Annotated in this window: 19 protein-coding genes; 8 read left to right on the top strand and 11 right to left on the bottom strand. The window is 68.8% G+C overall.

The genetic code is table 11. The annotated features are described in order from the left end of the window. Positions 1 to 201 precede the first annotated feature (201 nt). The 3 genes from L6E10_RS07520 to L6E10_RS07510 all read right to left on the bottom strand — a co-directional run bounded on the left by L6E10_RS07520 (position 202) and on the right by L6E10_RS07510 (position 3,344). Entirely contained in the window at positions 202 to 900 is a 699-nt protein-coding gene (locus L6E10_RS07520) for a septal ring lytic transglycosylase RlpA family protein (protein ID WP_236218115.1), read from the bottom strand. Between the two features lie 52 nt (positions 901 to 952). Next, complete coding sequence (locus L6E10_RS07515; RefSeq protein ID WP_236218113.1) at positions 953 to 2,989, bottom strand: NACHT domain-containing NTPase; 2,037 nt, start codon at positions 2,987 to 2,989, stop codon at positions 953 to 955. A 163-nt stretch (positions 2,990 to 3,152) separates the two neighbouring features. Further along, complete coding sequence (locus L6E10_RS07510; RefSeq protein WP_236218112.1) at positions 3,153 to 3,344, bottom strand: antitoxin; 192 nt, start codon at positions 3,342 to 3,344, stop codon at positions 3,153 to 3,155. Positions 3,345 to 3,731: 387 nt separating this feature from the next. On the opposite strand from L6E10_RS07510, the gene L6E10_RS07505 reads away from it, so the two are divergent. Further along, positions 3,732 to 4,427: a peptidylprolyl isomerase gene (locus L6E10_RS07505; protein WP_236218109.1), complete on the top strand. Its 696-nt coding sequence runs from the start codon at positions 3,732 to 3,734 to the stop codon at positions 4,425 to 4,427. Here the strand turns inward: L6E10_RS07505 and L6E10_RS07500 are convergent. The 6 genes from L6E10_RS07500 to L6E10_RS07475 all read right to left on the bottom strand — a co-directional run bounded on the left by L6E10_RS07500 (position 4,424) and on the right by L6E10_RS07475 (position 11,134). Further along, positions 4,424 to 4,966 (bottom strand): TetR/AcrR family transcriptional regulator, encoded by a 543-nt coding sequence (locus L6E10_RS07500; RefSeq protein WP_275676224.1) that lies wholly within the window; start codon positions 4,964 to 4,966, stop codon positions 4,424 to 4,426. The two genes, L6E10_RS07505 and L6E10_RS07500, sit on opposite strands and share 4 nt — an antisense overlap. A 103-nt stretch (positions 4,967 to 5,069) precedes the next feature. Continuing rightward, entirely contained in the window at positions 5,070 to 6,230 is a 1,161-nt protein-coding gene (locus L6E10_RS07495) for an acyl-CoA dehydrogenase family protein (protein WP_236218105.1), read from the bottom strand. 1 nt (position 6,231) lies between these two features. Further along, positions 6,232 to 7,317, bottom strand: coding sequence for a CaiB/BaiF CoA-transferase family protein (locus L6E10_RS07490; protein ID WP_236218103.1), 1,086 nt, complete (start codon positions 7,315 to 7,317; stop codon positions 6,232 to 6,234). A 64-nt stretch (positions 7,318 to 7,381) separates the two neighbouring features. Continuing rightward, entirely contained in the window at positions 7,382 to 8,500 is a 1,119-nt protein-coding gene (locus L6E10_RS07485; protein ID WP_236218101.1) for a Glu/Leu/Phe/Val dehydrogenase, read from the bottom strand. Between the two features lie 8 nt (positions 8,501 to 8,508). Then, complete coding sequence (locus tag L6E10_RS07480) at positions 8,509 to 9,606, bottom strand: FAD-binding oxidoreductase (RefSeq protein WP_236218415.1); 1,098 nt, start codon at positions 9,604 to 9,606, stop codon at positions 8,509 to 8,511. A 43-nt stretch (positions 9,607 to 9,649) separates the two neighbouring features. Beyond that, positions 9,650 to 11,134 (bottom strand): aldehyde dehydrogenase family protein, encoded by a 1,485-nt coding sequence (locus L6E10_RS07475; RefSeq protein ID WP_236218099.1) that lies wholly within the window; start codon positions 11,132 to 11,134, stop codon positions 9,650 to 9,652. Positions 11,135 to 11,215: 81 nt separating this feature from the next. Here L6E10_RS07475 and L6E10_RS07470 point away from each other — a divergent pair, with 81 nt between their 5' ends. The 4 genes from L6E10_RS07470 to L6E10_RS07455 all read left to right on the top strand — a co-directional run bounded on the left by L6E10_RS07470 (position 11,216) and on the right by L6E10_RS07455 (position 19,429). Continuing rightward, the gene (locus L6E10_RS07470; RefSeq protein WP_236218097.1) at positions 11,216 to 12,133 is read left to right on the top strand and encodes a LysR family transcriptional regulator; all 918 of its coding nucleotides are present in this window, start codon (positions 11,216 to 11,218) and stop codon (positions 12,131 to 12,133) included. 522 nt (positions 12,134 to 12,655) lie between these two features. Continuing rightward, positions 12,656 to 12,895 carry a hypothetical protein gene (locus L6E10_RS07465; protein WP_236218095.1) on the top strand — a complete coding sequence of 80 codons (240 nt, stop codon included), beginning with the start codon at positions 12,656 to 12,658 and terminating at the stop codon, positions 12,893 to 12,895. A gap of 172 nt (positions 12,896 to 13,067) precedes the next feature. Continuing rightward, positions 13,068 to 19,202 carry a PA14 domain-containing protein gene (locus L6E10_RS07460; RefSeq protein ID WP_236218093.1) on the top strand — a complete coding sequence of 2,045 codons (6,135 nt, stop codon included), beginning with the start codon at positions 13,068 to 13,070 and terminating at the stop codon, positions 19,200 to 19,202. Beyond that, a complete protein-coding gene (locus tag L6E10_RS07455; RefSeq protein ID WP_236218091.1) occupies positions 19,202 to 19,429 on the top strand; it encodes a hypothetical protein in 228 nt (75 codons plus the stop codon). Before L6E10_RS07460 ends, L6E10_RS07455 begins: the two co-directional genes overlap by 1 nt. 52 nt (positions 19,430 to 19,481) lie before the next feature. Here the strand turns inward: L6E10_RS07455 and L6E10_RS07450 are convergent, their stop codons facing one another. Beyond that, complete coding sequence (locus tag L6E10_RS07450) at positions 19,482 to 19,967, bottom strand: DUF664 domain-containing protein (protein ID WP_236218090.1); 486 nt, start codon at positions 19,965 to 19,967, stop codon at positions 19,482 to 19,484. Positions 19,968 to 20,041: 74 nt separating this feature from the next. Then, positions 20,042 to 21,628, bottom strand: coding sequence for a thiamine pyrophosphate-binding protein (locus tag L6E10_RS07445; protein ID WP_236218088.1), 1,587 nt, complete (start codon positions 21,626 to 21,628; stop codon positions 20,042 to 20,044). Positions 21,629 to 21,897: 269 nt separating this feature from the next. Between L6E10_RS07445 and L6E10_RS07440 the strand changes: the two genes are divergently transcribed. The 3 genes from L6E10_RS07440 to L6E10_RS07430 all read left to right on the top strand — a co-directional run bounded on the left by L6E10_RS07440 (position 21,898) and on the right by L6E10_RS07430 (position 23,869). Further along, entirely contained in the window at positions 21,898 to 22,251 is a 354-nt protein-coding gene (locus L6E10_RS07440; protein ID WP_236218413.1) for a PLDc N-terminal domain-containing protein, read from the top strand. Between the two features lie 101 nt (positions 22,252 to 22,352). Further along, entirely contained in the window at positions 22,353 to 22,850 is a 498-nt protein-coding gene (locus tag L6E10_RS07435) for a hypothetical protein (RefSeq protein ID WP_236218086.1), read from the top strand. Between the two features lie 200 nt (positions 22,851 to 23,050). After that, the gene (locus L6E10_RS07430) at positions 23,051 to 23,869 is read left to right on the top strand and encodes a hypothetical protein (protein WP_236218084.1); all 819 of its coding nucleotides are present in this window, start codon (positions 23,051 to 23,053) and stop codon (positions 23,867 to 23,869) included. Positions 23,870 to 23,899 lie beyond the last annotated feature (30 nt).

The following is a 23,899-nucleotide window of genomic DNA, read 5'->3' as shown; positions in this document are numbered from 1 at the left end:
CGCGGCAGTGCCGGGAGAGCCGGGCCTCCAGCCGTGCCGAGGCCCTGTGCCGCACCGCCGCCACGCCGGGCACCTGCTCCGCGGCCGACCGGCCACGCCGGCCATCGCGCCGGGCGCCTGCGCTTCTGCTGGTCGGCTCGGCAGCTCACACGACAGGCGGCCCGCCGCCGGCGCTCTGCCCCTCTGGCGCCGGGATCGACCTCAGGTCACCTTCTCGATCTGAACGCGCTTGATCACGCTCTTGCCGGACTCCCCGACGAGTGCGAACGCCTCGCTGTTCAGCACGACGCAGGCAGGCCCGACGCCGACGACCCGCACCGTCGACTGCTTCCCGTTGTCGAGGTTGGTGACCCGCACCGCAGTCCCCACGGGGAGCTGCGACGAGAACGCACCGGGTGCGCCGCCGACGGGCGACAACCCGACGGTCGCACCATCGCACACGACCTGCCCGACCACTCCGGAAGCACGCACTCGTGACACCGGGGTTCTGGTCGCCGGAACCGGTGCGGGCGCGTTCCCGATGATTTCCACGCGCACCCGGCGGAGGACGTCCTCCGAACCGCTCCGACCGGAATCGGCTGACCGCACGGCATCGAATGCCGCGGAGTTCAGCACCGCGCAGCCGCCGGACTCCGCGACGACCGGAAGGGTGATCGCGCGGCCGTTCGCGAGATTGGTGACGCGCAACGACGTGCCGACGGGAAAGCGGTCCGACAGCACGCCCGCCGGTCCGGTGGAGGCGACGACGCGCACCGGTTGCCCGCCGCACACCTCCTTGCCCGCGACGTCCGGCTGCGACGCGGGAGCGGCGGATCCGGAGAGCGCGAAGGCCGTCCCCCCGATGGCCGCCACGACGAAGAACACCCCGGCGCCCGCGATCCAGCCCCGTGACCAGCGCATGTGCACCACCCCACCTCTCCTGCGAGGCGTACGGCCCGCGGATCAAGAAGGTTCAACGGCGCGTGGCCCGGACCAGCGCGGTCGGGTCGCACGACGCGAGGTGGTCCCGCAGGGCGACGTGCGTGAAGCGGTACTCGCCGTCGACTCGCGTGAGCAGCAGCCTGTCCTGCGCGAGGTGGAGCAAAGCCTTGCGGCGGAACGACAACTCGCCCAGGGACAGGGGCCTGGTGACGCCCTCGGCGGCGACTTCCGCCAGCGCGTCGAACGGCCAAACGTAGTCACGAGCGGCGGTCGGCGTCACCAGCAAACCCAGTGCCACGCCCAGCGCGGTACCCCAAGATCCCGTCGTGCCGATCCCGCCGAGCAGACCGGCCGCGCCGAAAACCGGGATGGCCGGCTGAACCCACCACGGCCGCCCGAGCCGCATCCGCTGGTGCTGCGCCGGACGCACCGTGCGCCACACGCGCCCCACGGCGGCCGCGAAAACACCACCCGCCACGCCGGCGGAGAAACCGAGCCCCATGCCCGACAGCACCGCGTAGGGGCCGGTCCAGATCATCGCGACGCCGGGCGCGGCAGCGATCAGCACCGCCCACGGCACAGGCGCGTCACCGGGTATGAACCCCAACGCCAAGAAGAATGAAGCCACCACCACGAACACGTACGTCACGAAGTACGGCCACGACGTTCCGATCTCGCCCAGCCACAATCCGACGAGCCCGACCAGCAATCCCGCGAACACGCCGGCGAGGAATGCCAACGCGGCCGTGATGATGCCGTGCGCGCGTCCGGGTGGGTGGAAGACGTGCGGCAGTTTGTTCACCATCACGAGCAACGCGGACGCCGTGACTACGAACACCAGAGCGGACCACAGCCCGTGGCGCAGCCCGGTCATGAACGCCACGGCACACACACCACCGGCGTACGCGGCCGGGACTGCGCGGATGAACAACAACCACAACGGACGCGTCGGTAGCAGTGGAAGCCACGCTCGGCGGTGAGGCATGTGCACGGGTGCACCGAGGTCTGGTCTGTCCAACCGCGCGAGGAACTTCAACGCGCGAATGGTGGGTCCCGCACCGCGTTGACCGGAGAGCCGTTCCACCACGAAGGACCCGACGAAGTCGGTGCCGATCGTGTCGACCTGCTTGTCCAGGTGCGTGAGAGCCAGCAGGTTCAGCGCCAGTGGTGAGTCCAGCCGGTCCCAGATCTCCGGGGTGAGGGCGGACTCCAGGCTGTCGAGACGGGGACTGACCGAGGCGATGTACTCGAGCACCTGACCGCGCGACAACGGCTCGACGAACACCGACGGCAGGTTCTCGATCGGACCTGTCGAGCACACGACCGAGGCGAAGGGCGCGAGTTCGGACTCGCAGTGCGCCCGGTCGACGCGCGGCACCTCGTCCAGGCCGTCGACGAGGACCGTGACGCGTTCCCGGCGCAGCCAGATCGTGCCCGCCGAGCGGCTGATGCCGTAACGCCGGTTCATCTCCCGCAGCAGCCAGGCGGTGAACTCGGTCGGCTTGCGCGTGCCGTACGCACGCCAGGTCGCCAGGTCCACGACAACGGGAATCGGTGCCTCGGGGTCGTTGCGCGCCCGTTCGACCAGTGCGAGGCACAGTTCGCGCAACAACGTCGACCGCCCGCTGCCCACCGGCCCGACGAGGACCATGGTGTGACCGAGGCGGTCGTAGACGGCTTCGAGGTCGGAAGAGGAGATGCCCTCGCCCTCGACCCGCACGGCGAGCCGGGGCTGCTTCAGCACTCCGAGCTTGATCTGCGTCTGAGCGGCCAGCGAGGACGCGAGCAGCGCCTTCACCCGCGACTCGACCCGGCTGAGCGCGGCCGTCCGGCTGCTGGTCTCGTGCCCGCGGACCCGCTCCCACAGTGCAAGGCCGATCGCGACGAGCACCATCGCGCCGACCGCGGGCCACAACCACCGGCCGAATTCGCCGATGAACCCCGGTACGGCGCCGCCGGTGCTCACACTGATGGCCGCGGGAAGCAACAGAACGACGGTGACCAGGCACAACGCGGCCAACGCGGTCAGCCGTGCCGCCCTCGTCACACCGCTCGGATCCACTTCCACCTCCGCGATCCCGGCGAACGACGGTAACCGTGCCGCCGGGATCGCGGAAGTGACTCAGACGCGTGTGCACGCACGCAGACGCGGATCGTCCGATCAGGCGTAACTCACATGCGTAACAAGCCGCATGCGCCGCCCGCGGAGACCCACACTGAGCAGACCTGTCCTACTGCTGCTGGCCGCCGAAGTTGCGGAGGCCTTCCTTGAGCTTGTCCTCGCCCTGGTCGATGTGCTCGGTGTGCTTGCCGCCGGTCTTGTCGTCGGCGAACTGCCCGGCACGTTCCACACCCTGGTCGACCTTGTCGCCGTGCTGGCCGATGAGGTCCTTGGCCTTGTCCTTCATTTCCTCGAAGCCCATGACTGCATCACCTCCCTATGGAGCGCGGGTACCCGGTCTCGGATCCGGAACACCTCACTGGATCGAGTGAAGTACCGCCACCGCACTCACCCGCGCCGCGGCGGGCAGGCAGCAACTACCTGCAACGGCTACTCGATGCCGAACCCGGCAACGCACCGATGAGGCCGTGCAGACCGGCCTCGGGTGGTGACCAGGAAGCCGGCACCGGCAACCTGCCGGCGCTCACGGCGTGCGGTCCGAAGAGCTGCACCTACAGGCCTTCTACGACACCGAGATCACCAGTTCGTGCCCCGAGGCGACCTGCGAACACGAGATCACCCGGACACGGGCGGCTAAGTGATCCGTTAAGCCTTGCCCGGCCGCCTCCGGCTCCACTAGGAATCGCGCATGAGGCGAATCGCAGCTGGTCTGGCAGTGGCGGCACTGGCCGTTGGGTTCATCACCACGGGCACCGCGTCCGCCGAGGAACAGGTGGCCAGGCCGGACTGCGGCTACACCGCGACCCCGGAGGAGCCGGCCGCTCGCCCGGTCTCGATCCCGCGCGACCCGTGGTTCACCAAGGGCAAGGTCCTGGTCAAGGTGAGGACCAACCAGGGCGACGTGCCACTGCTGCTCGACCGCACCAAGGCGCCGTGCACCGCGCACAGCTTCATCCACCTGGCGCTCCGCGGTTTCTACAACCAGACCGAGTGCCACCGCCTCACCGCGTACCCGACGTTGAAGGTGCTGCAGTGCGGTGACCCGTCCAACACCGGTGAGGGCGGCCCCGGCTACAGGTACGGGGACGAGCTGCCGACGGACCTCGAGCCCGCGCCGAACGACCCGACCGGCCAGCGCCGCATCTACCCGCGCGGCACTCTCGCGATGGCCAACGCCGGTCCGGACACGAACGGCTCGCAGTTCTTCCTCGTGCAGTCGGACTCGATCCTGCGCCCGAACTACACGGTGTTCGGCCAGATCCTGCCCGAGGGCCTGAAGACCCTGGACAAGATCGCGGCCGGTGGCATCGCGGGGGAGAACCCCCTCGACGGCCGCCCGAACGTCAAGTCCGAGCTCAAGTGGGTGCTCCCGCTCGGCATCTAGTTCGAGGCCCAGCCCTTCAACGCACCGTAGAACGCGTCGGAGAGCCGCCGGACCACCTGCTCGTCGGGTAGTCCGGCGGTTTTCGTGAGGTCGAGGATCTCCCGCGGGTCGAACAGGGCGTTGTGCAGGAAGCGCGCCACGTTCAGCAAAGAATCGGGCAGCGAGAGGTCGATCAGCACGCCGCGCAACGCCTGGTCCCACGCGCTGCATGACAACGTGGTCATTCCGTCGCCGCCGTGGAGGCGTTCCAAAAAGCCTTTCTGGGACCAGAACCGCACTATCACCGGACCGTGCACGCTCTGCAGCTTCACCCAGCGCGTGGCCTGGTGCTCGAACAGTTCTTTGCCGGTCTTGCGAGACCGTTCGCCGTGCTCCACCAACGACGTTATGACGTCCTCGTGGTACGCGACTACCAGCGCCTCCACGGACGGGAAGTGCCGGTAGGCCGTCGCTTGCGAAAGCGCCGCTTCACGCGCGATCGACTGCATCGTCGCGGTTGCTGGTTCAGACCGCAGGACGTGCGTCGCGGCTTCCAGCAATCGCTTGCGGTTGCGGCGTGCGTCACTGCGGCTGTTTGTCTCTTCCGGCAGAACGCCCTCCTACCCCGCGAACCGATGGCGAGGTGCAGGATAGGGCGAACGATCAGCGGAATGATGCGATTCCGGTCAACGCGTGGCCGATGGATAGCAGGTGGATGTCGGAGGTCCCCTCGTAAGTAAGGACCGATTCCAGGTTGTTGGCGTGGCGCAAAGGCGAGTACTCGAGCGAGATGCCGTTCGCGCCGAGGATGGTGCGGCTTTCCCGGGCGACGGCGATGGCCGACTCGACGTTGTTGTACTTGCCGACGCTGATCTGCTCGGGCTTCAGCGTGCCGGCCTCCTTGAGCCTCGCGAGGTGCAGCGCGAGCAGCATCGAGTTGCCGACCTGCACCGTCATGCTCGCGAGCTTGCGCTGCGTCAGCTGGAAAGCGGCGATCGGCTTGTCGAATTGGACGCGCGTGCCGGAGTACTCGAGCGCGGCCTGCAACGAGTCCCGCGCCGCGCCGACGGCACCGAACACGATCCCGAACCGTGCCTCGTTCAGGCAGGAGAGCGGAGCGCGCAAGGAGGTCGCCAGCGGAAGTCGAGCACTTTCCGGCAGCCGCACGTCCTGCAGCACCAACTCGGAAGTGACGGATGCTCGCATCGACAGCTTCTGCTTGATGTCCCGGGTGGAGAATCCCGGTGTGCCCCGAGGAACGAGGAATCCTCGAATTCCCTCCTCCGTCCGCGCCCAGACGGTCGCCACGTCCGCCAGCCCGCCGTTGGTGATCCACGTCTTGGTGCCGTTCAGCACCCAGTCCCCGCCCTCCCGCACGGCCCGCGTGCGCATGCCGGACGGGTTGGAGCCGAAGTCCGGCTCGGTGAGCCCGAAGCACCCGATGGCCTCACCGGCGGCCAGCCGCGGCAGCCACTCCTGCTTCTGCTCCTCCGACCCGTACTTCCAGATCGAGTACATCGACAGCGAGCCCTGCACGGACACGAAGCTGCGGATGCCGCTGTCGACCGCCTCCAGCTCCAGGCAGGCGAGCCCGTACGCCAGCGCCGACGTCCCGGCGCACCCGTACCCCTCCAGGTGCATGCCCAGCACGCCCAGCTTGCCCAGTTCCCGCGCGAGCTCGCGCGGGAGGACGCCCTCCTCGAACCACGAGGCGATGTGCGGCCGCACGTGGTCGGACAGGAACGCGGCCACGGTGGCCTGGATGTCGCGCTCCTCGTCGCTCAGCAACGACGGGATGTCCAGCAGCTCCAACGGGTCCTGCACGTCACGGCTCCAGCTTCGGCGGGCGCAGCCGGTAGGTGACCGGCGTGCGCGACAGGCGGATGGGGTTCGCGACGAGCGTCATGTCGCCGATCGTCGCGGTGGGGTTGAGGTCCAGCGACTCCGCCAGCGCGAACGCGCGCGCGACGTCGTTCACCGGCCCGCACGGAACGCCCAGCGGCGTCAGCGTCTCGAACCAGTGCTGGGCCGGCCGCGACCGCAGCCGGGCGGAGAGGACCTCGAACAACGCGTCCACGTTCTGCACGCGGTCGGAGTTCGTGGCGAAGCGCTCGTCCGTGGCGAGCTCCGGCACGTCCAGCACCGAGCACAACCGGCGGAACTGCCGGTCGTTGCCCACCGCGAGCACGATCGACTGGCCGGCCGTCGGGAACACCTCGTACGGCGCGATCGACGGGTGCCGGTTGCCCATCGGCCGTGGCACCGAACCGGCCAGCGTGAAGCCCGCGCTCTGGTTCACCATGCTCGACAACAACACCGTGAGCAGGTCCAGCTCGACGAGCTGTCCCAGCCCGGTCGCCTCCCGGTGCCGCAGCGCCGCCAGGATCCCGACGCACGCGTGCAGACCGGTCAGCACGTCGACCAGCGCCACGCCGGTCTTCACCGGCGCGTGCGGACCGGGGCCGGTGACGCTCATCAACCCGCCCACGGCCTGCACGAGCAGGTCGTAACCCGGCAGGTCCGCACCCTTGCCCGAACCGAACCCCGAGATCGAGCAGTACACGAGGTCGTCACGCCCCAGCGACTCGTAGTCCAGCCCGAACTTCTTCATCGTGCCCGGCTTGAAGTTCTCGACCACGACGTCCGCCCGCGCGATCAGCTCCCGCGCCCGCTCCCGGCCCGCCCCGGTGGACAGGTCGATCTGCACCGACGTCTTGTTCCTGTTCACCGACAGGAAGTACGTCGCCTCGTCCTCGTAGTGCGGCGGACCCCACGTCCGGGTCTCGTCGCCCCTGCCGGGCTGCTCGACCTTGACGACCTCGGCACCGAGGTCACCCAGCACCATCGTCGCGTACGGCGCCGCCAGCACACGGCTGAAGTCCGCGATCACCACACCTTCGAGTGAGCTCATGCGATCGTCTCCCGCCGATCGGTCCGGGTTGCCCGTCCGCCTGCCACCACGCCTGCGAGTACGGTCATGCCACCCGCCCGCGCAGCTTCATCGCGGCCAGCACGCGTTCCTGTGCCAGCTCGCGCGCCGCCACGTGCGTTGTGGTGCCACGGCTTCTCGCCTCGGCGATGACCTTCGTCGCGTTCGCCCTCAGCTTCGAGGACACGGCGTCGAGCACCGTCGCGGGGTCCACCGGGAACGGGGAGTACCGCGCGTCCATCCCGAACGCCGCCGCGACCACGCCGCCGGCGTTCGCGATGAAGTCCGGCACGACGGTGATCCCGCGTCCCGCGAGAACCTCTTGTGCCGCAACGGATGTCGGCAGGTTCGCGCCCTCGACCACCAGTGCGGTGTCGAGATCGCCCGCGAGATCCGCGTCGATCACGTCCTGCAGCGCGGCCGGCACCAGCACGTCGCACGGCACGCGCAGCTCGGCGCCGAGCGGACGGACGCCGCCGTACTCCTCGACCGCGAGATCGCCGAACTCCGCTCGCAGCTTCAGAAGCCGGGCGACGTCGAGCCCGTTGGGATCCACCAACGCGCCGTGCACCGACGACACGGCGACGACGACGGCGCCCAGTTCGGCGAACCGCTTCGCCGCCGCGGCGCCCACCGCGCCGAAACCCTGCAGGGCCACGCGTCTGCCGCGCAGCTCCACCAGTTCGTCCGCCACCTCGGCCACGCCGTACCCGGTGACGCCCAGCTCGTCGTACGGGAGACCGCCGAGTTGAGCCGGTGCGCCCATCATAGCGCCGCGGTCCGACAGTTCGTCCTGGACGATCGCGGCGTCCCGTTCGGTGAGGCCCATGTCGAGACCGAACACGTACTCCCGCGGCACCTCGTTGGACAGCTTGCGCGCGAACGCCCGCAGCGCCGCTTCCTTGTCGGGGGAGGCGGGGTCGAACCTGATCCCCGCCTTCGCGCCGCCGAAGAAGAGGTCGACCCCGGCCCACTTCCACGTCATCACGCGCGCGAGGCGGGCGATCTCGGCGACCGTCACGTGCGGGCTCATCCGCGTGCCGCCCTTGCCCATGCCCCGCGCGGTGTTGTCGATGACGAGCACGCCCTTCACTCCGGTGCGCCGGTCGGACACGCAGACGACCTTCTCCGGACCCCACTCGTCCATGAGCTCGAGAACGTCCATCACATCCCTCACACGCAGTTGAGTTCCGGCCGTGCCCTGTCGGCGGCGAACCTGGAGGCGTCCAGATCGGACACGTCGACGAAGGGCTCGCGGTCCAGCACGAGGTCGCGCACGACCTCGCCGACCGCGGGACCCTGCAGGAAGCCGTGCCCGGAAAAGCCGGTGGCGTAGTAGAAGCCACCGACGGAGCCGATCAGGGCGTTGTGGTCCGGTGTCACCTCGTACAGCCCGGCCCACCCGCCGCGCACGCCCACGTCCAGCAGCTTGGGCGCACGCCGTCCGATCGCCTCGGTGAGGCGTGGCAGCCACGCGTCGGAGACCTCGAGCTTGAAGCCCGGCGTCTCGTCGGGGTCGGACATGCCGAACAGCAGCCCGCGGCCCTCGCGGTGGAAGTAGAAGGTGCTGCCGAAGTCGATGGTGAACGGTGTCACCCGATCGTGTAGCTCCGGCAGGGGTTCGGTGAACACAACCTGTCGCCGCAGGGGAGAAACCGGCAGGTCAACGCCCACCATCTCGCCGATCTCCCGCGACCAGGCACCGGCCGCGCAGACCACTTTCCGCGCCGAAACGGTCCCGCGGTCGGTTTCGACGCGAAAAGTGTCGGACCCCGTCCCTACTATCGATCTCACGGTTGTCCTGGTGCTGAAGCGGGCACCGAACCGGCGGGCCGCGGTGGCATAGCCGAGGACCACGGACTCCGGAGTGCAGTGTCCGTCGTCCGGCGAGAAGGTCGCCGCGAGCAGGCCGTCCGCTTCGATCAACGGCGACATCCGCCGTGCTTCCTCGACCGTCACCATGCGGCTGGGTACCCCGAGGGAGTTCTGGAGGTCGACGTTGCGCTCGAACGCCGTGACGTGTTCGTCGGAAGAGAGGAGGAACAGGTAGCCGACCTGGTGCAGATCGATCTCCTGCCCGGGCCGCTGCGGAAAGCGCTGGAACAGTTCGATGGATCGAGCTCCGAGCCTGATGTTCAGCTCGTCGGAGAACTGGGCGCGCACTCCACCCGCCGCTTTGCAGGTGGAGCCGGAGCCCAGCTCGTCCTTCTCGACGACCAACACATCCCGGACGCCTGCCTCGGCGAGGTGAAAGGCGATGGACGTCCCCATCACCCCGCCGCCGATGACGACGACTTCGGCCTGACCGGGCAGCTCAGGCCAGCCGGAAGTCAAGGTCCGCCTCGATCGCGAGAGTGTCCATCTGCGCCTTCTGCAGCTTCCCGGAGTAGTCCCAGTTCATGGACTGCCAGCGGGTGAACTGGTCGAGCACCCACACGCCCGACTGCCGGGAGCCGTTGCCGCTCTTGCCGTTGCCGCCGAACGGCAGGTGCGCCTCGGCCCCGGACGTCGAGTTGTTGACGCTCACCATGCCGGCGGAGATGCCGGCGCGGAACCGGAAGGCCTTGTTCGGGTCCGTGGTGTAGATCGAGCACGACAGGCCGTAGCCCGGCTTGTTGCCGAGCTCGATCGCCTCGTCCAGGTCCGAGTACCTCATGACGCCGACGATCGGTCCGAACGTCTCCTGGAGGAACAGTTCGTCGTCGTCGCGCACACCGGAAACGATTGCGGGGTGGTAGAAGAAGCCGTTCCCACCAGTGAAACCGTTGCGCGGGCTGGAGTCCGTGATGCGGCCGGTCGGGCCGTGCACCGTGTGGTGCTCGCCGATCCAGCCGAGGTACTTCTCGTACGCCAGCGCGAACTTCTCGTCGAGCAGCGGTCCGTAGAGGACATCGCCGGTCGGGTCGCCCACGGTGGCACCGGCCACGGCGTCGACGAAGCGGGACAGGAACCCGTCGTACACCGACTCGTGCACGATCGCCGTGCCGAGCGAGGTGCAGCGCTGCCCCGCGGACCCGAAGCCGGCGAACAGCGCGCCCTGCACGGCCAGGTCGAGGTCGGCGTCCTCGGTGACGACCATCGGGTTCTTGCCGCCCAGTTCCAGGCACGGTGTCTGGAGGTGGCGCCCGCACAGCTCACCGATCCGCACACCGACCTCGCTGGAGCCGGTGAAGCCGACCTTGTCGACCAGACCCTGCCGCAGCGACTGCTCGAGCCCGGTGAACGTCTCCGAGCCCTCGGCGAAGACGATCTCGAACACGCCCGCCGGGATGCCGGCGGCCTGGAACACGTCGTAGAAGGCCTGTGCCGACGCGGCGGAGTACTCGGCGGGCTTCCACACGACCGAGTTGCCGCACAGCAGCGCGGGCACGATGTACCAGGACGGCACGGCGACGGGGAAGTTGCCGGCGGTGATGATCGCCGCGACGCCGACCGGGTTGCGGAACGTGAACAGCTGTTTGTCCGGCATCTCCGACGGGACCGTCTGCCCGTACAGGCGCCTGCCCTCGCCGACGAAGAAGTCGCAGGTGTCCACGATCTCCTGCACCTCGCCGCGGGCCTCCGCGATCGGCTTGCCGATCTCGCGGGTCACGAGCTGGGAAAGGGCCTCGGAGTTCGCCTCGACCAGCCGGCCGATGTTGCCGATCACCTGCCCGCGCACAGGTGCGGGCACACGTGCCCATGAGCGTTGTGCGGCTTTGGCCCGCTGGGCGGCGTCGACGAAGGTGCGACTGGTCCCGAGCTCGATCTCGGCGACCACGTCGGAGGTGTTCGACGGGTTCGTGGAGACGTAGGGCATGCATCCACCCTGGTGGCTGCGGGGTGGATGCGCCAGAGGCCGCAGAACGAGATCTCCCGACGTCGAGCATAAGCTGCCCTGGTGCTCAACCCGGTTCATCTCCGCACGCTCGTCGAGGTCGTGAAGACGGGTTCCTTCGCCGAGGCGGCCCGCCGGCTCGGCTACACGTCGTCGGCCGTGTCGCAGCAGATCTCGGCGTTCGAGCGGGCGGTCGGCGTGACGCTCTTCGAACGCGAGGCGCACTCGATCCGCCCCGCCAGCGCCGCCCTGCTGATCGCCGACCGCGGCGGCGAGCTGCTCGCCGCGCTGGACGGGTTCGAGCACGAGGTGAAGGCGATGGTGCAGGGCCTGCGCGGCCGTCTGCGGATCGGCACCTTCCCCACGGCGAGCTCGCGCATCGTGCCGAAGGCGCTGGCGAGGCTGCAGGCCGACCTGCCGGACGCCGAGATCCGCTTGGACGAGGCCGAACCGGACGACGTGCTGCCGCTCGTCCTGACCGGAGAGCTCGACTTGGCGCTCGTCTACGCCTACGACCTGGTTCCGCGAACGTGGCCGGAGGAGCTGACCGTGTCACCGCTGCTGGACGAGTCCCTGCTCGTGATGGTCCCCGCCGACCACCCGGCCGCGAAGAACAACGTCAAACTCGAAGATCTCAAAGACGAACGCTGGATCGCCTCACGCGACGGGACGTCAGGCGCCACCTGTCTGACCCGCCTGTGCGCGGCAGCGGGATTCGCGCCCAGGATCGCCTTCCGAAGCAATGATTACGAGGTCGTCCAGTCACTCGTGGCAGCCGGCGTCGGCGTGGCCCTGATACCCGCACTCGGCTACAGGCCGCTACCGGGCACCCACGCAATGCCGTTGCGTCACAAGCCTTTGCGCAGACACATCCACGTCGTCCACCGCACGGCCAACACCAACCCGCTGCTCCGCGACGCGGTGAAGGCACTTCACGACGTCTGCCACAACGCCGTGGGCGGCTACATCACCCGGCCATGACGGAGAAATGGGGGAATTCAGCAGCGACGGGGCGATGCCTGAGAACCGGAACTGGGATTCACCGGATCTGAGCGCACACGCAAGACAATTGATCGACAGCAACGAACCGGATGTCGAGGAATTGATTCTCGGCACCCTTGACGACGCGGGTCCGCTACGCCCGCTGCTCTGCCGCGTCCTGGCGGAACGCAACCCGGGCCGCGACCCGGACTACGCCCTGAGGCACTTCTACGTCGAAACCGACGGCCCAGTCCGCAGATGGCTCGGCCAAGAGGTCTACCGCAGCCCGTGGGTGTGGCTCTACGGCATCACCAGGCTCCGCGGCGCGAACCCCGGTAGCCCACACCACCCCGGACGCCACCCACTGGCTGACCTCCCGCCGCCACACAGCCGTCATCGCCTTTGGCGACACTGCGGACCCAGGCGCCCTCACCGGTGATCGGCCGCCTCCGCGACCGGAAGTGGTGTGTCTAATCCCAAGCGGCAGCGGCACTCCGCCGCCTGGCCCGCAACGGCGTCCAAGTGGGACAGGCAGCTGACGCACTGGTCCGCTGCCGCGACCACGACCGCCAAGAGGTGTTCGAGCAAGCCGCACTCGCAACACCAGCCCTGCGCACAGACCTGCTCTACGCGAGGGCAACCCTCATGCCACTGGCCGGCGCCATCGTCGACAACGCCCTCGACGGCGTGGTCGCCCCGCTGATCCCGCTCTGGCCGGGCGATACCCTGCGTGTGACGTTGCGCTCACCCACCGTGAGTTGAGCCGATCGGAGCATTGCTTTCCGATGTCCGTTTTCGGCATGCTCAGCGCCGTTCAACACGCTGGGGGCGTGCGGGCAGCGGAAGCCTGCACCTTCCATTGAATTCTGGGGGATAGACCAATATGACGCGTCGCTCAGCGACGCGGCACACTCGTGCGCGAAGATTCGCACGGGTGCTTGCCGCTGCGCTCGCAACCTCTCTGACGATCAGTCTGGCGTCCGCACCCGCGTTCGCCGCGCCTCCCGCGAAGTCACCGGCCGTCGACACGACGAAGCTGCCGGTGCTCAAGGGACGGGAGGTGCCCGCCCCGCCGACGGCCGCGGCGGACCCGAAGGCGGACTTCGGCCCACTGGCCGCGCGGGAGGCGAAGTCGAGCTTCGACCCCGAGAAGTCCAAGGTGACCTCGCGGTCGATGTTCGTCGACGAGTACACCAACCCGGACGGCACCAAGACGATCAAGCAGTCCACGGAACCGCTGAACGTCCAGGACGCCGGGGGTTCCTGGCAGCCGGTCGACACGACGCTGGTCGCGGACACGCCGACCCGGCGGGTCAAGGCCAGGCAGCACCCGCTGAAGCCGACGCTCGCGGCCGAGGCGGACGACCCGGCGCTGATCACCGTCGAGTACGACGGCAACAAGGTCTCGCTGGCGCCGGAGAAGCCCGCGAAGGACAAGCAGGTCAAGGTCTCGGCGGACAAGGCCGAGTACGCCGACGTCGCCGCGGACACCGACCTCACCTACGAGGTGACGCCGGGTTCGGTCAAGGAGACCATCCTGCTGAAGAAGGTGCCCACCACCAACAAGTGGCGGTTCACCCTCAAGGCCGGCGCGTTGACGCCGACCGTGACGGAGCAGGGCACGGTCGAGCTGCGGGACGCCCAGGGCACACCGAAGATCGTCATGCCGCCCATCGTCACCTGGGCCTCCTCCGGCAAGGCCGAGGAGGCGCCGCCCGCGCAGACCGGCGGCACCTACGCGGTCGAGAAGGCCGGCCAGGACTGGATGCTCACGGTCGCCGTCGACGAGGCGTGGCTCAAGGACCCGAAGCGCGTCTACCCGGTCAGCGTCGACCCGACGTTCAGCTTCGGCGTGGTCTTCGCCGAGTCGTACAAGTCGGACGGCTACTGGTGCCAGATGTGCGGCGTCCAGTTCGGCAACTCGCAGGACCGCGGTGACAAGTACTGGCGCAGTGCGATCCGGTTCGACTACCAGTCCCTGTACGGCCAGCGCATCGTCGGCGCCAAGCTCGACGTGACGAAGAAGACCGGCCCGCTCAGCCCGGACAAGACGTGGCCGGCGCAGCTCTACCACGCCTCGGCGATGGACTTCAACGGCCTCGGCGGTCTGCTGGCCAACGGTCTCGTCGGCCAGGTCGGCACGCTCACCGGTGACAGCCTGGTGAGCTTCCTCCAGCACATCGCGGACATCCGCCACATGGCCACGTTCATGATCGTGGGCGCGGAACAGCCGGGAGCCTGGACCTACAAGGACACGGTCGTCTCGCTGACCGTGGACACGGGCTCGGCCCCGCCCGCACCCACCCTGGTCGGTCCCGCCGACCACGGCGTCATCACGAACACGACCCCGACCCTCGAGGTCAGCCCCGTCAGCGACCCGGACGGCGAACAGGTGAGGTACTGCTTCACCGTCGCGACCGGCGCGGACGCGAAGACCGGCGTGGTGGTCGACTCCGGCTGCCTCGACACCCCGAAGTGGACGATCCCGACGGGTGTCCTCCAGGACGGCGTCTCCTACACGTGGCAGGCCAAGGCCGTCAGCGGCGCCACCTCGCGGATCCCGAGCGCGGTCTTCCACCTGAAGGTCGACCAGCGCATCGGCAACCGCGGCCCGGCACCCGAGGACACCATGGGGCCGATCTCGGTGAACCTCGCCAACGGCAACGTGACCACGTCGATCAAGTCGCCGACGTTCAACACGGTCGGCGGCGAGGCCGGTCTCTCGATGACCTACAACTCGCAGCAGCAGGAGCAGAAGGGTCTGCGGGCGTCGTACTTCCCGGACCTGTCGCACAACGGCGAGATCAGCTCCCAGCAGGAGCCGGTGCTCGTGCGCACCGAGCCCCAGGTGAACGTCGACTGGGGCGACACCTCGCCGTTCGCGCCGGCGCTGCCGAAGGATTGGTTCGTGGCGCGCTGGGAAGGCTTCTTCCAGGCCCCGTCCACGGGCGACTACCAGTTCGCCGGCGTGCACGACGACCGCCTGCGGGTGTGGGTCAACGGCAACTCGGTCTACGACCAGGGTTGCTGCAGCGACGTGAACTGGGGTGTCGCGACCAGCGTCAAGCTGACCGCCGGCCAGCGCGTGCCGATCAAGATCGAGCTCGCCGAGGCCACCGGCTGGGCGTACCTGCGCCTGTTCACGCGGACGACCGACGGCACCACGGTGCCGTCCCAGATCATCCCCGCGGACTGGCTGCACTCGTCCGACCTGCCCGCGCTGCCCAAGGGCTGGACGCTGTCGGCCGACCTCGACGGCACGGGCTCGACGTACACCGAGGCCAAGGTCACCGACCAGAACGTCGTGCTGACCGACGGATCCGGTGCCAAGCACACGTGGACGAAGAAGACGACCGGTGGCTACACCCCGCCGGACGGCGAGGTCGGAAACCTGGCTCTGGACACCGCTGGGCGCATCACGCTGACCTACGGCACCGACGTGTACGTGTTCAACTCCGCGGGCAAGCTCGAGTCGCAGTCGAGCGCTGTGGACACCCGCAAGCCCGCCGCGCTGCAGTACGTCTACGACGGTTTCCCCTCTCGCCTGAAGGAGATCAGGGACCCGGTCTCCGGCCGCGCCCACAGGCTGCACTACAACCGGCCCGGTGACGACTGCTACGCGGGCGCCACTCCGCCGCCGGACGCGGAGAAGCTGCCCCCGTCGCAGATGCTCTGCCGCATCGAGTACTGGGACTCCACCCAGACGAAGTTGTTCTACCACCGCGGAAACCTCGTGGCGGCGGAGGACCCGGGTCGTGAGATGACCCAGTTCAGCTTCACGACCAACGGTCTGCTCGACGGAATGCGGGAAAGCCGTGCCGCCGATTGGGTTTCGCAAGACCACGTGAACCGGAACACCGACGCGGCGAACTACATCGTCCACTACTACGACCACACCGCGGCGAAGCCGATTGCGCGGACGATCTACCAGCCGTACACCACGCACGGCGAAGAGCGCGGCTTCCACTCGTACCGGTACGACACGAGTGCGAAGACGTCCTATGTGGACATCGCCGGGATCACCCCGATCATCGGTTTCTCGCGCAAGGTGGTCTACGACGACGCCTTCCGGTTGCTGTCGAGCACGGATGCGACCGGCAGGACGACGTCGCAGACGTGGAACGTCAAGGACCAGCTGCTGACGTCCACGGACGCGGCCGGCAGGGTGTCGACCACGGTGTACGACGCGCAGGACCGCCCGACCGACAACTACGGTCCGGGTCCGGCGTCGTGCTTCACCGGTCAGGCGCTCAAGCCGGAGTGCGTGACCACCGTTCCGCACACGAAGACCGCCTTCGACGAGGGACTCAACGGCCTCGCGGTGTCGTTCTACGACAACAAGGACATGATCGGGGCACCGAAGGTGTTCCAGACCGGTCTGGCCGCTGACGGAACCTTCGTCCGCAACTGGGGCGAGGCCGTGCCCGTCGCGGGCATCCCTGCGGACGGCTACTCGCTGCGGGCGACCGGCGACATCGTCTTCCCCGAGGCGGGCAACTACAAGCTCCGCGTCGTGGCTGATGACGGTGTCCGGGTGTGGATCGACGACGCGACCGTCATCGACGACTGGATCGACACGGGAGCGAAGTGGCGTGAGGCGACGGTCAACAGCCCGTCGGCGGGCGCTGCGAAGAAGATCCGCGTGGAGTACTACGACCTCACGTCGTTCGCCCAGCTCGAACTGCACTGGACCACCCCAGGTGGCACCCAGGAGGTCGTGCCCGCGACGAGCCTGAAGCCGAAGTACGGCCACACCACGTCCACGACCAAGGGCGAGTCCCTCGGCTTGCAGCCACAGGTCTCGTCGAGCAAGTTCGGCGAAAACGGGCTCGACGCGGCGTACGGCCTGGTCACCACCACCATCCAGAAGGGGCAGTCGGTCAAGACCACCTACGAGTCCGCCGGCACCGGCTACCTCCGCAAGATCGCTGAAACGTCGCCCACCGGCGCTCAGACCACGTTCGTCTACTACGGCGACCGGGAGACGCGGGACAACCCCTGCACCCCCGAGGTGGAGGCGATCAACCAGGGAGGGTTGTCCAAGCTCACCAGATCACCGGCTCCGGCGACCGGGCCGGCGCGTGAGGACGAGCAGATCTTCGACGCGTCGGGCCGAGTGGTGGCCCAGGGTACGGCGGGCAAGTGGACGTGCACCACGTACGACGAGCGTGACCGCGTGGTCCAGGTCAAGAACCCCGCCAACGCCGCCGAGGGCGAGCGCGTCGTCACCACGAACCACGCGGTGAACGGTGATCCGCTCGTGTCGAGCGTGACGGACCACAACGGCACCGTCACCACCAAGACCGACATGATCGGCCGGCCGGTCGAGTACACCGACGTCCACGGCGTGCGCACGGAGACCAAGTACGACCGCGCGGGCCGTTCCACGTCGCAGACGGTCACCCTGCCGCTGAACCAGGCCCAGGTCATGACCAGCACCTTGGACGACGCCGGCAGGGTGCTGACCACGTCGCTCGACGGTGCCCTGCTCGCCACGTCCACCTACGACGCGGCGGGTGAGCTGAAGTCGGTCACCTACGCCAACGGCACCGCGCTGACCGCCATCGGCAAGGACGGACCCGGCCAGGTCACGTCGCTGACCTGGAAGACCAAGCCGGGGACCGAGATCCCCACGACCGTGACGCGCACCCGTGCCGGCACGATCGTCGACGAGACGCTCAACGGCTTCGATGCGGGCGCGGGCGGTCACAACTACGTCTACGACACCGCGGGAAGGCTGACCAAGGCAGCGGTCAACGGTCACGTCTACACGTACGACTTCGGATCCACCGCGGATGGTTGTCCCGCGGGGTCGGTCGGCAACGCCGGACTGAACACCAACCGCGTCAAGCTGGTCGACCAGACGGCCACCGGTACGCAGACCACGAACTACTGCTACGACGCGGCCGACCGGTTGCTGGCGACGACGGGCGCGAACGCGGTGTCCGGAATCAAGTACGACGACAGCGGCAACACGACCGAGTACACGGTCAACGGTTCCACGACGCACCTCTCGTGGGACACGGCGGGCCGCAACACCGGTGCCCGCTCTGTCGGCACGGACGCGGCCGCTGTCGCGTACCAGCGTGACGCGGTCGACCGGATCGTGCGTCGCGGTGCGGAGCAGGGCGACGACCGGAAGGTGTTGCTGTACGCCCACACCGGTGACGGTGACTCGGCCGACTTCGTGCTCGGTGAGGACAAGAAGGTGTTGTCCCGCTCGATCTCGTTGCCCGGTGGCGTCCTGCTGACCGTCAGCGGTGACACCCGGTCCTACGACCACCCGTCCGTGCGAGGCGACTTCGTCCTCAGCACCGACGCGGCGGGCAACCAGGTCGGGGCCCTGCGGCACTACACGCCGTTCGGTGAGCCGATCGCAAGCGACGGCAAGGTCGACACGGATGCCGTGCCGGACAACCAGCCCGGTCAGATGGATTACGGCTGGCTGGGGCAGCACCAACGTCCGTACGAGCACGCCGGTGCGTTGTCGCTCGTGCAGATGGGTGCGCGCCCGTACAGCCCGCTGTTCGGCCGCTTCCTGTCCGTCGACCCGGTCGAGGGCGGTTCCGCCAACGACTACGACTACGTCAGCGGCGATCCCGTGAACGCCAACGACCTGGACGGCAAGTGCCCGCCGTGCCTCTTCCTCGCGGTGGCCGGACTGCGCGTCGGTCTGCCCATCCTCGGCAGGTTCGCCCTGCGCCAGGGGATCAAGTGGGGTGCCAAGTGGGCTCCCAGGATCTGGGGCGGTATGAAGGCGACGGGCCGTGCGGTCGTGCAGGCGGGCAGCTGGGTTCGAGCCAGGACGGTCAGCGCGGTGAGCCGCATCAAGTCCGGGTGGAACTCCTTCAAGTCGGGCTGGGGCAAGCGCGCGGTCGAGGTGAAGAACTACGTCCGCAAGAATCCGGGACGAGCCGCGTTCCGCTGTGCCGCCTGGGGCGCGGGCCCCGCGGTCACGGCGTGGGCCGGCGGTGCCAACCGGCGTCAGATCATCACGGCGGGAGTCGGTGGTCTGGTGCTGGGCTGCGGTGCCAACATCGTTCACGACGCGTGGAAGGTGAACAAGTAGTGACTCTGGGCCGTTGGCTGGTGCGCGACCCGCTCGGGCGCAATTGCTGGTACTTCCCTCTGGGACCGGTGATCGCGCTGGTGGTCGTGTGGTTGGTGATCGACTGGCCGCACGGAGCACTCGTGCTCGGGTTCGTCATCACGGCGGTGGTGGACGTGATCGCCCGCTACCTCTGGTGGCGCGCGGACCGCCGCAAGGCCCAGGAGGCCGGTCCGGCAGCGGACTGACCTCATCCGATGTCATGTCGGGGTGCGGACGTCTCGTCCGCACCCCGATCGGCTACTCGCCGGTCTCGCCGTCCGCCAGTTCGCGGAGCAGGTCGAGATGGCCCACGTGGCGTGCGGTTTCCTGTGTCACGTGGGCCAGGATCCATCGCACGGTGCGTTCGCCGTCGGCCGCCGGCGCGGCGGGATCCAGCTTCGTCAACGCCTCGGCGTTCGCCCATTCCTCGCGGTACGCCTGGATGAGCGACGCCGGGGTGTCGTCGTCTTCGAGGTTCCAGGACGGGTCCGGGTCGCCCTCCCAGAGTGACGGCAGGTCGAGGCCCGCGCCGGCGATGCAGAGCCAGTAGCGCTCGACGGCGGTCAGGTGTTTGAGGACGCCCAGCGCCGTCAGCTTCGGGGAGGTGTGGATCGGGGCTGCTGCGGCCTGGGCTCTGGTCAGGCCTTCGACCTTCAGCACGGCGGTCTTGCGGAGGAAGTCCAGGAACTGCCGGGCGAGGGCCGCTTCGTCGGTCGCTTGGTTCTCGGGCCAGGTTCGCGTCACCGGAGCAGTTTCTCAAGTCCCGTAGTAGTAGCGCAGCCACACGGTGCCGTCGTCCTCGCCCTCGGTGGCGTTGGTCAGGTGGTGGTTCTGCGGTACCAGCGCGGTGAGGTGTTCAGCGGCGGTTTGAGGCTCGCGTTGACGACGATCATCGACGGGCCGTCGGAGGCGTCCAGTGCCGTTCGGAGGTCGTCGAAGCCGTTCAGCGTCACGGCGGGGATGCCGAAGCTCTCGGCCAGCTTGGCGAAGTCGGGGCGGGTGAGGTCCACGCCGGTGATGGTGTGGTTCGCGATCTGCTGGTCGTAGCGGAGCATGCCGTAGCCGCCGTCGTCCACGAGCACGATGGTGAGCGGCAGGCCTTCCTGCTTCACCGTCGCCAGGTCGCCGCAGGCGAAGAGGAAGCCGCCGTCACCCACGACCGCGACGGTGCGGTGGGCCACGGCGGCGCCGATGGCGGCCGGGAAGCCGAAGCCGAGCGTGCCCCAGCCGACCGGGTAGGCGAGGCCGCGGGGGTGGGTGACGTGGTGGAAGCCGCCGATCCAGTAGCCGGGGATGCACATGTCGACGACGATCGTGGCGTCGGTGCCTTCCAACGCGCGCAACAACTTCGCGGCGTCCGGAGAGTCTTCTTCGGCCAAAGCACGTACTTCGGCGTTGACCGCTTCGACGTCGCACGCACCTTCTTTGGGACTCACCGCGGCCGCGAGGGCGGCGGTGACGGTGGCGGCGTCGCCTTCCAGGGTGACGTCCGCCGGGTAGTTCTTGTTCGCCTCCGCTTTGTCGATGTTGACGGCCACCAGGGCGGGAGGCTGCGGCTGCGACCAGTTCTGGGTCATCATGCCGTCGAAGTCGGTGCCGATCGCGATCACGAGGTCGGCGTCGTCCCACAGCTTCCCGACGGGCGGTGCGTGCGCTGGGCCGCGCACGACGAGAGGGCTGTCCGTCAGGCCGCGTGCCCCGTACGTCGTGATGATCGGTGCCTGCAGCTTGGCGGCCAACGTGCCGATGGCAAAGCCCGCACCGGACCGCGCCGCGCCACCGCCGGCCCAGATGAGCGGCCGGGAGGACGCGGCGACGAGTCGTCCGGCTTCGGCGAGGTCGGGAACGGTGCGGGAGGGCTCCACCTCCGCGACGGTGTGCCGTGGGGTTTCGGTGGACAGGAAGTCCGTCGGAACACCGAGGTAGACCGGGCCGTGCGGGCTGTGGAGGGCTTGCCGGACGGCCTTGTCGGCGTACGCGGCGAGCCCCTGTGCCGACGGCACGTCGAACGCGGCTTTCGTGACCGGCACGAACATGGCCCTCTGGTCACGTGTTTCGTGCAGGACGCCGCGGTGCACGCCGGGCCGGCGCAGGGTCGACGGGATGTCCGTGGCGATCACCAGCACCGGGCTGCCCGACGCCCACGCCTCGCCGGTGGCGCCCAGGGTGTTCGCCGCGCCGGGACCGGTGGTGACGACGGCGACGCCGAGCTTGCCGGTGGCGCGTGCGTAGCCGTCCGCCGCGTAGACCGCTGTCTGCTCGTGACGCACACCGATCATGCGGATGCCCGGCTGCTTCCGCAGCGCCTCCCAGATCGCGAGGTTGTGCACGCCCGGCAAGCCGAACACCACCTCGACGTCGTGCGCGGCCAGCACGTCCAGCAAGCTCTCGGCACCCAGCGGCATGCGCCCGAAGCTAAGGCCCGCTGGTGGCCCCGGCAACGGGTGCGCAGCAGCTCTGGTGCTCAGCGTCAGCGCCGCTGTGAACGTCCCACTCTCCCGGAACCGCGACCGAATCGAGCGGGACTCAATTCGAAACGGTGATTTTTTCGCCCTGCGGGGTGAATTGGTTGTCCGCTCAATAATTGTTCCGCCGGTGGTCGAACTGCGAACCATGTTCAGCGGGTCGCCTTTTGTGCCACGATGTGCGCGACCGCATGACCTGGGGGTGGGAGATGCTGTACTTCGGTGGGCTGTTCGGAGTGGTGATGCTCTGCGTGACGATCTTCGCGGTCGTCGACGTGGTCACCACGGACGAAGGATCCGTTCGCAACCTGCCGAAGCTCTGGTGGCTTCTCCTGGTCCTGTTCTTCCCCGTGGTGGGGTCGATCGCGTGGCTCGTCGCGGGCCGCCCGGTGGGGACGGGACGTGCGCGCACCGGGGCTTTCGAGCGCGGCGCCGCCACCTACCCGGAATACGACCGGCCGGGGCGGTTCGCGGCCGCGAACGCCGACGACGACCAGGAGTTCCTGCGCCGCTGCCGTGAGCGCGCGGAGGAACAACGACGCAAGGGGCGCGAGAACCAGTGAGGATCGTCCTGCTGTTCCTGGTGGTTCTGCTCGCCGGTTGTGGCGGGAACGCACGAACGGCGACGCACCCTCCCGCTCCGCAAACGTCCACTTCGGACGAATTGGCTCCTGCCGATTTCCAGGCGCTGTGGTGGACGTGGGCCTCCCAGCCCGCGAACAGCAACCCGGTCTCCGACACCTCCGGCCGTTTCTGCATGCGCGACCAGCCCGTCGAGGTCTGGTTGCTCGCGGGATCGCTCACCGGAGGGCCGGTCGAGCGGCAGTGCCGGGTTCCCGCCGACAAGCCGCTGCTCGCGCCCGCGGTGAACCTCGCGGGCGACATCGCCGGCTGCGAGGCGTTCATGAAGACCGCTCAGGGCGAGGTGCTGCTGAACAACGCCACGCAGCCGCTCACGACGGTGCCCGCCACGCCGTTCACCTACGAAGCGCGCGCGGGCAACCCGTTCGGCACGCGGGCCGGTCGCCTCGACTCCGTAGGCTGCGGCCTCTACGCGTGGATTCCGGCTCCTCCGTCCGGTGAGCACGACCTCGTGATCCGCGGATCGGGCGGCGGCAGGAGCGTCGACGTGACGTACAAGCTGATCGTCGGCGCCGACTAGAAAACCGGTGGCGGTCGTCCGGTAACGTGGTCAGCGGCGTCCGAGCAGACGTGAGGCTGGAGCCGCTCCCCGGCAGTGAGCGGCGTCGTCCGCCGCAGTGTTCAGCAACTCCTGCTCGCCGAAGCGAACCGACCACGTAGACGCGTGACACATGCGTCCTTGTCGTGCCGAGCCGGGCGGCGGAAACGAGGACTGCTGTCATGGCACGTCTGTCCACCACGGACCAGCTCGCCGATCTGCGGCGCGCCTACACCGGTGAGAACCTCTCCCAGGCGGTCCCGGCCGTCCGCGGCGGTGAGCTCATGCCCGACGCGGCCACGGAAGCCCAGCGGCAGCTCGAGGCCAAGGTGCTGTTCGCGGCCTGCACCGCCGCGAGCGTGCTGCAGCTGATGCCGCCCGCGAGCATCGTCAGGCCCGCCCACGTGTTCCGGACGGTGGAGCCGGGGGAGACCCTCCGGCTGCACCTGCACGGCAGGGCGCTGGGCCCGCTGCTGTTCGAGCTGCTCCCGCGCACGGAGGGCGGCTTCGGCATGGGCGTCGCCGGGCTGGAGCACCGGCAGCACCGGCGCTCGGCCGAACTGACCACCGGGGACGCCTCGGTCGTGCTCTCCGGCGTCGACGAGCAGGCGTGGGACCGCGGCATGCGCTACCTGCGCTGGATGCACGAGTTCCGCGGCGTCGAGTACACCGACGGCGGCGGCAACGACGACGTGGTCGCGGAATCGGCCACTGGGAGCGCTCTTCTGCGCCGGGTACACCTGTGGCATGACGCCAGCTGGTTGCGAGCACTCCCGATGGGCGGGGCCTGGTTCGTCGAGTGGGCCGGTGGCCCGTCCGAGGACGAGATCGGGCAGAAGCTCGGTCACCCGGACTTCGGGACCACCGCGGACATCACGCTGCGCCGCATCGACGCGCCCACCGAGGACGTCGAGGAGGGCGTGCGGACCTACCCGTGGCCCGAGGAGTTCGTGTCTGCCGTCACGGCCGCCGAGCCTGATCAGCGGCCGGGCCGCCGGTAGACTGCGCTTTCGCCCGCAGGAACGATCGTC

The sequence above is a fragment of the Lentzea sp. CC55 genome (genome assembly GCF_021056325.1).
Taxonomy (GTDB): Bacteria; Actinomycetota; Actinomycetes; order Mycobacteriales; family Pseudonocardiaceae; genus Lentzea; species Lentzea jiangxiensis.
This window is presented reverse-complemented; position numbering and strand designations above follow the sequence as displayed.

Bases quoted from the DNA above. Each gene is read 5' to 3' on its own strand.
- L6E10_RS07520 (WP_236218115.1), bottom strand. From the start codon at position 900: ATGCGCTGGTCACGGGGCTGGATCGCGGGCGCCGGGGTGTTCTTCGTC.
- L6E10_RS07510 (WP_236218112.1), bottom strand. From the start codon at position 3,344: ATGGGCTTCGAGGAAATGAAGGACAAGGCCAAGGACCTCATCGGCCAG.
- L6E10_RS07505 (WP_236218109.1), top strand. From the start codon at position 3,732: ATGAGGCGAATCGCAGCTGGTCTGGCAGTGGCGGCACTGGCCGTTGGG.
- L6E10_RS07490 (WP_236218103.1), bottom strand. From the start codon at position 7,317: ATGAGCTCACTCGAAGGTGTGGTGATCGCGGACTTCAGCCGTGTGCTG.
- L6E10_RS07485 (WP_236218101.1), bottom strand. From the start codon at position 8,500: ATGGACGTTCTCGAGCTCATGGACGAGTGGGGTCCGGAGAAGGTCGTC.
- L6E10_RS07480 (WP_236218415.1), bottom strand. From the start codon at position 9,606: ATGGGGACGTCCATCGCCTTTCACCTCGCCGAGGCAGGCGTCCGGGAT.
- L6E10_RS07475 (WP_236218099.1), bottom strand. From the start codon at position 11,134: ATGCCCTACGTCTCCACGAACCCGTCGAACACCTCCGACGTGGTCGCC.
- L6E10_RS07445 (WP_236218088.1), bottom strand. From the start codon at position 21,628: ATGCCGCTGGGTGCCGAGAGCTTGCTGGACGTGCTGGCCGCGCACGAC.
- L6E10_RS07440 (WP_236218413.1), top strand. From the start codon at position 21,898: ATGCTGTACTTCGGTGGGCTGTTCGGAGTGGTGATGCTCTGCGTGACG.
- L6E10_RS07430 (WP_236218084.1), top strand. From the start codon at position 23,051: ATGGCACGTCTGTCCACCACGGACCAGCTCGCCGATCTGCGGCGCGCC.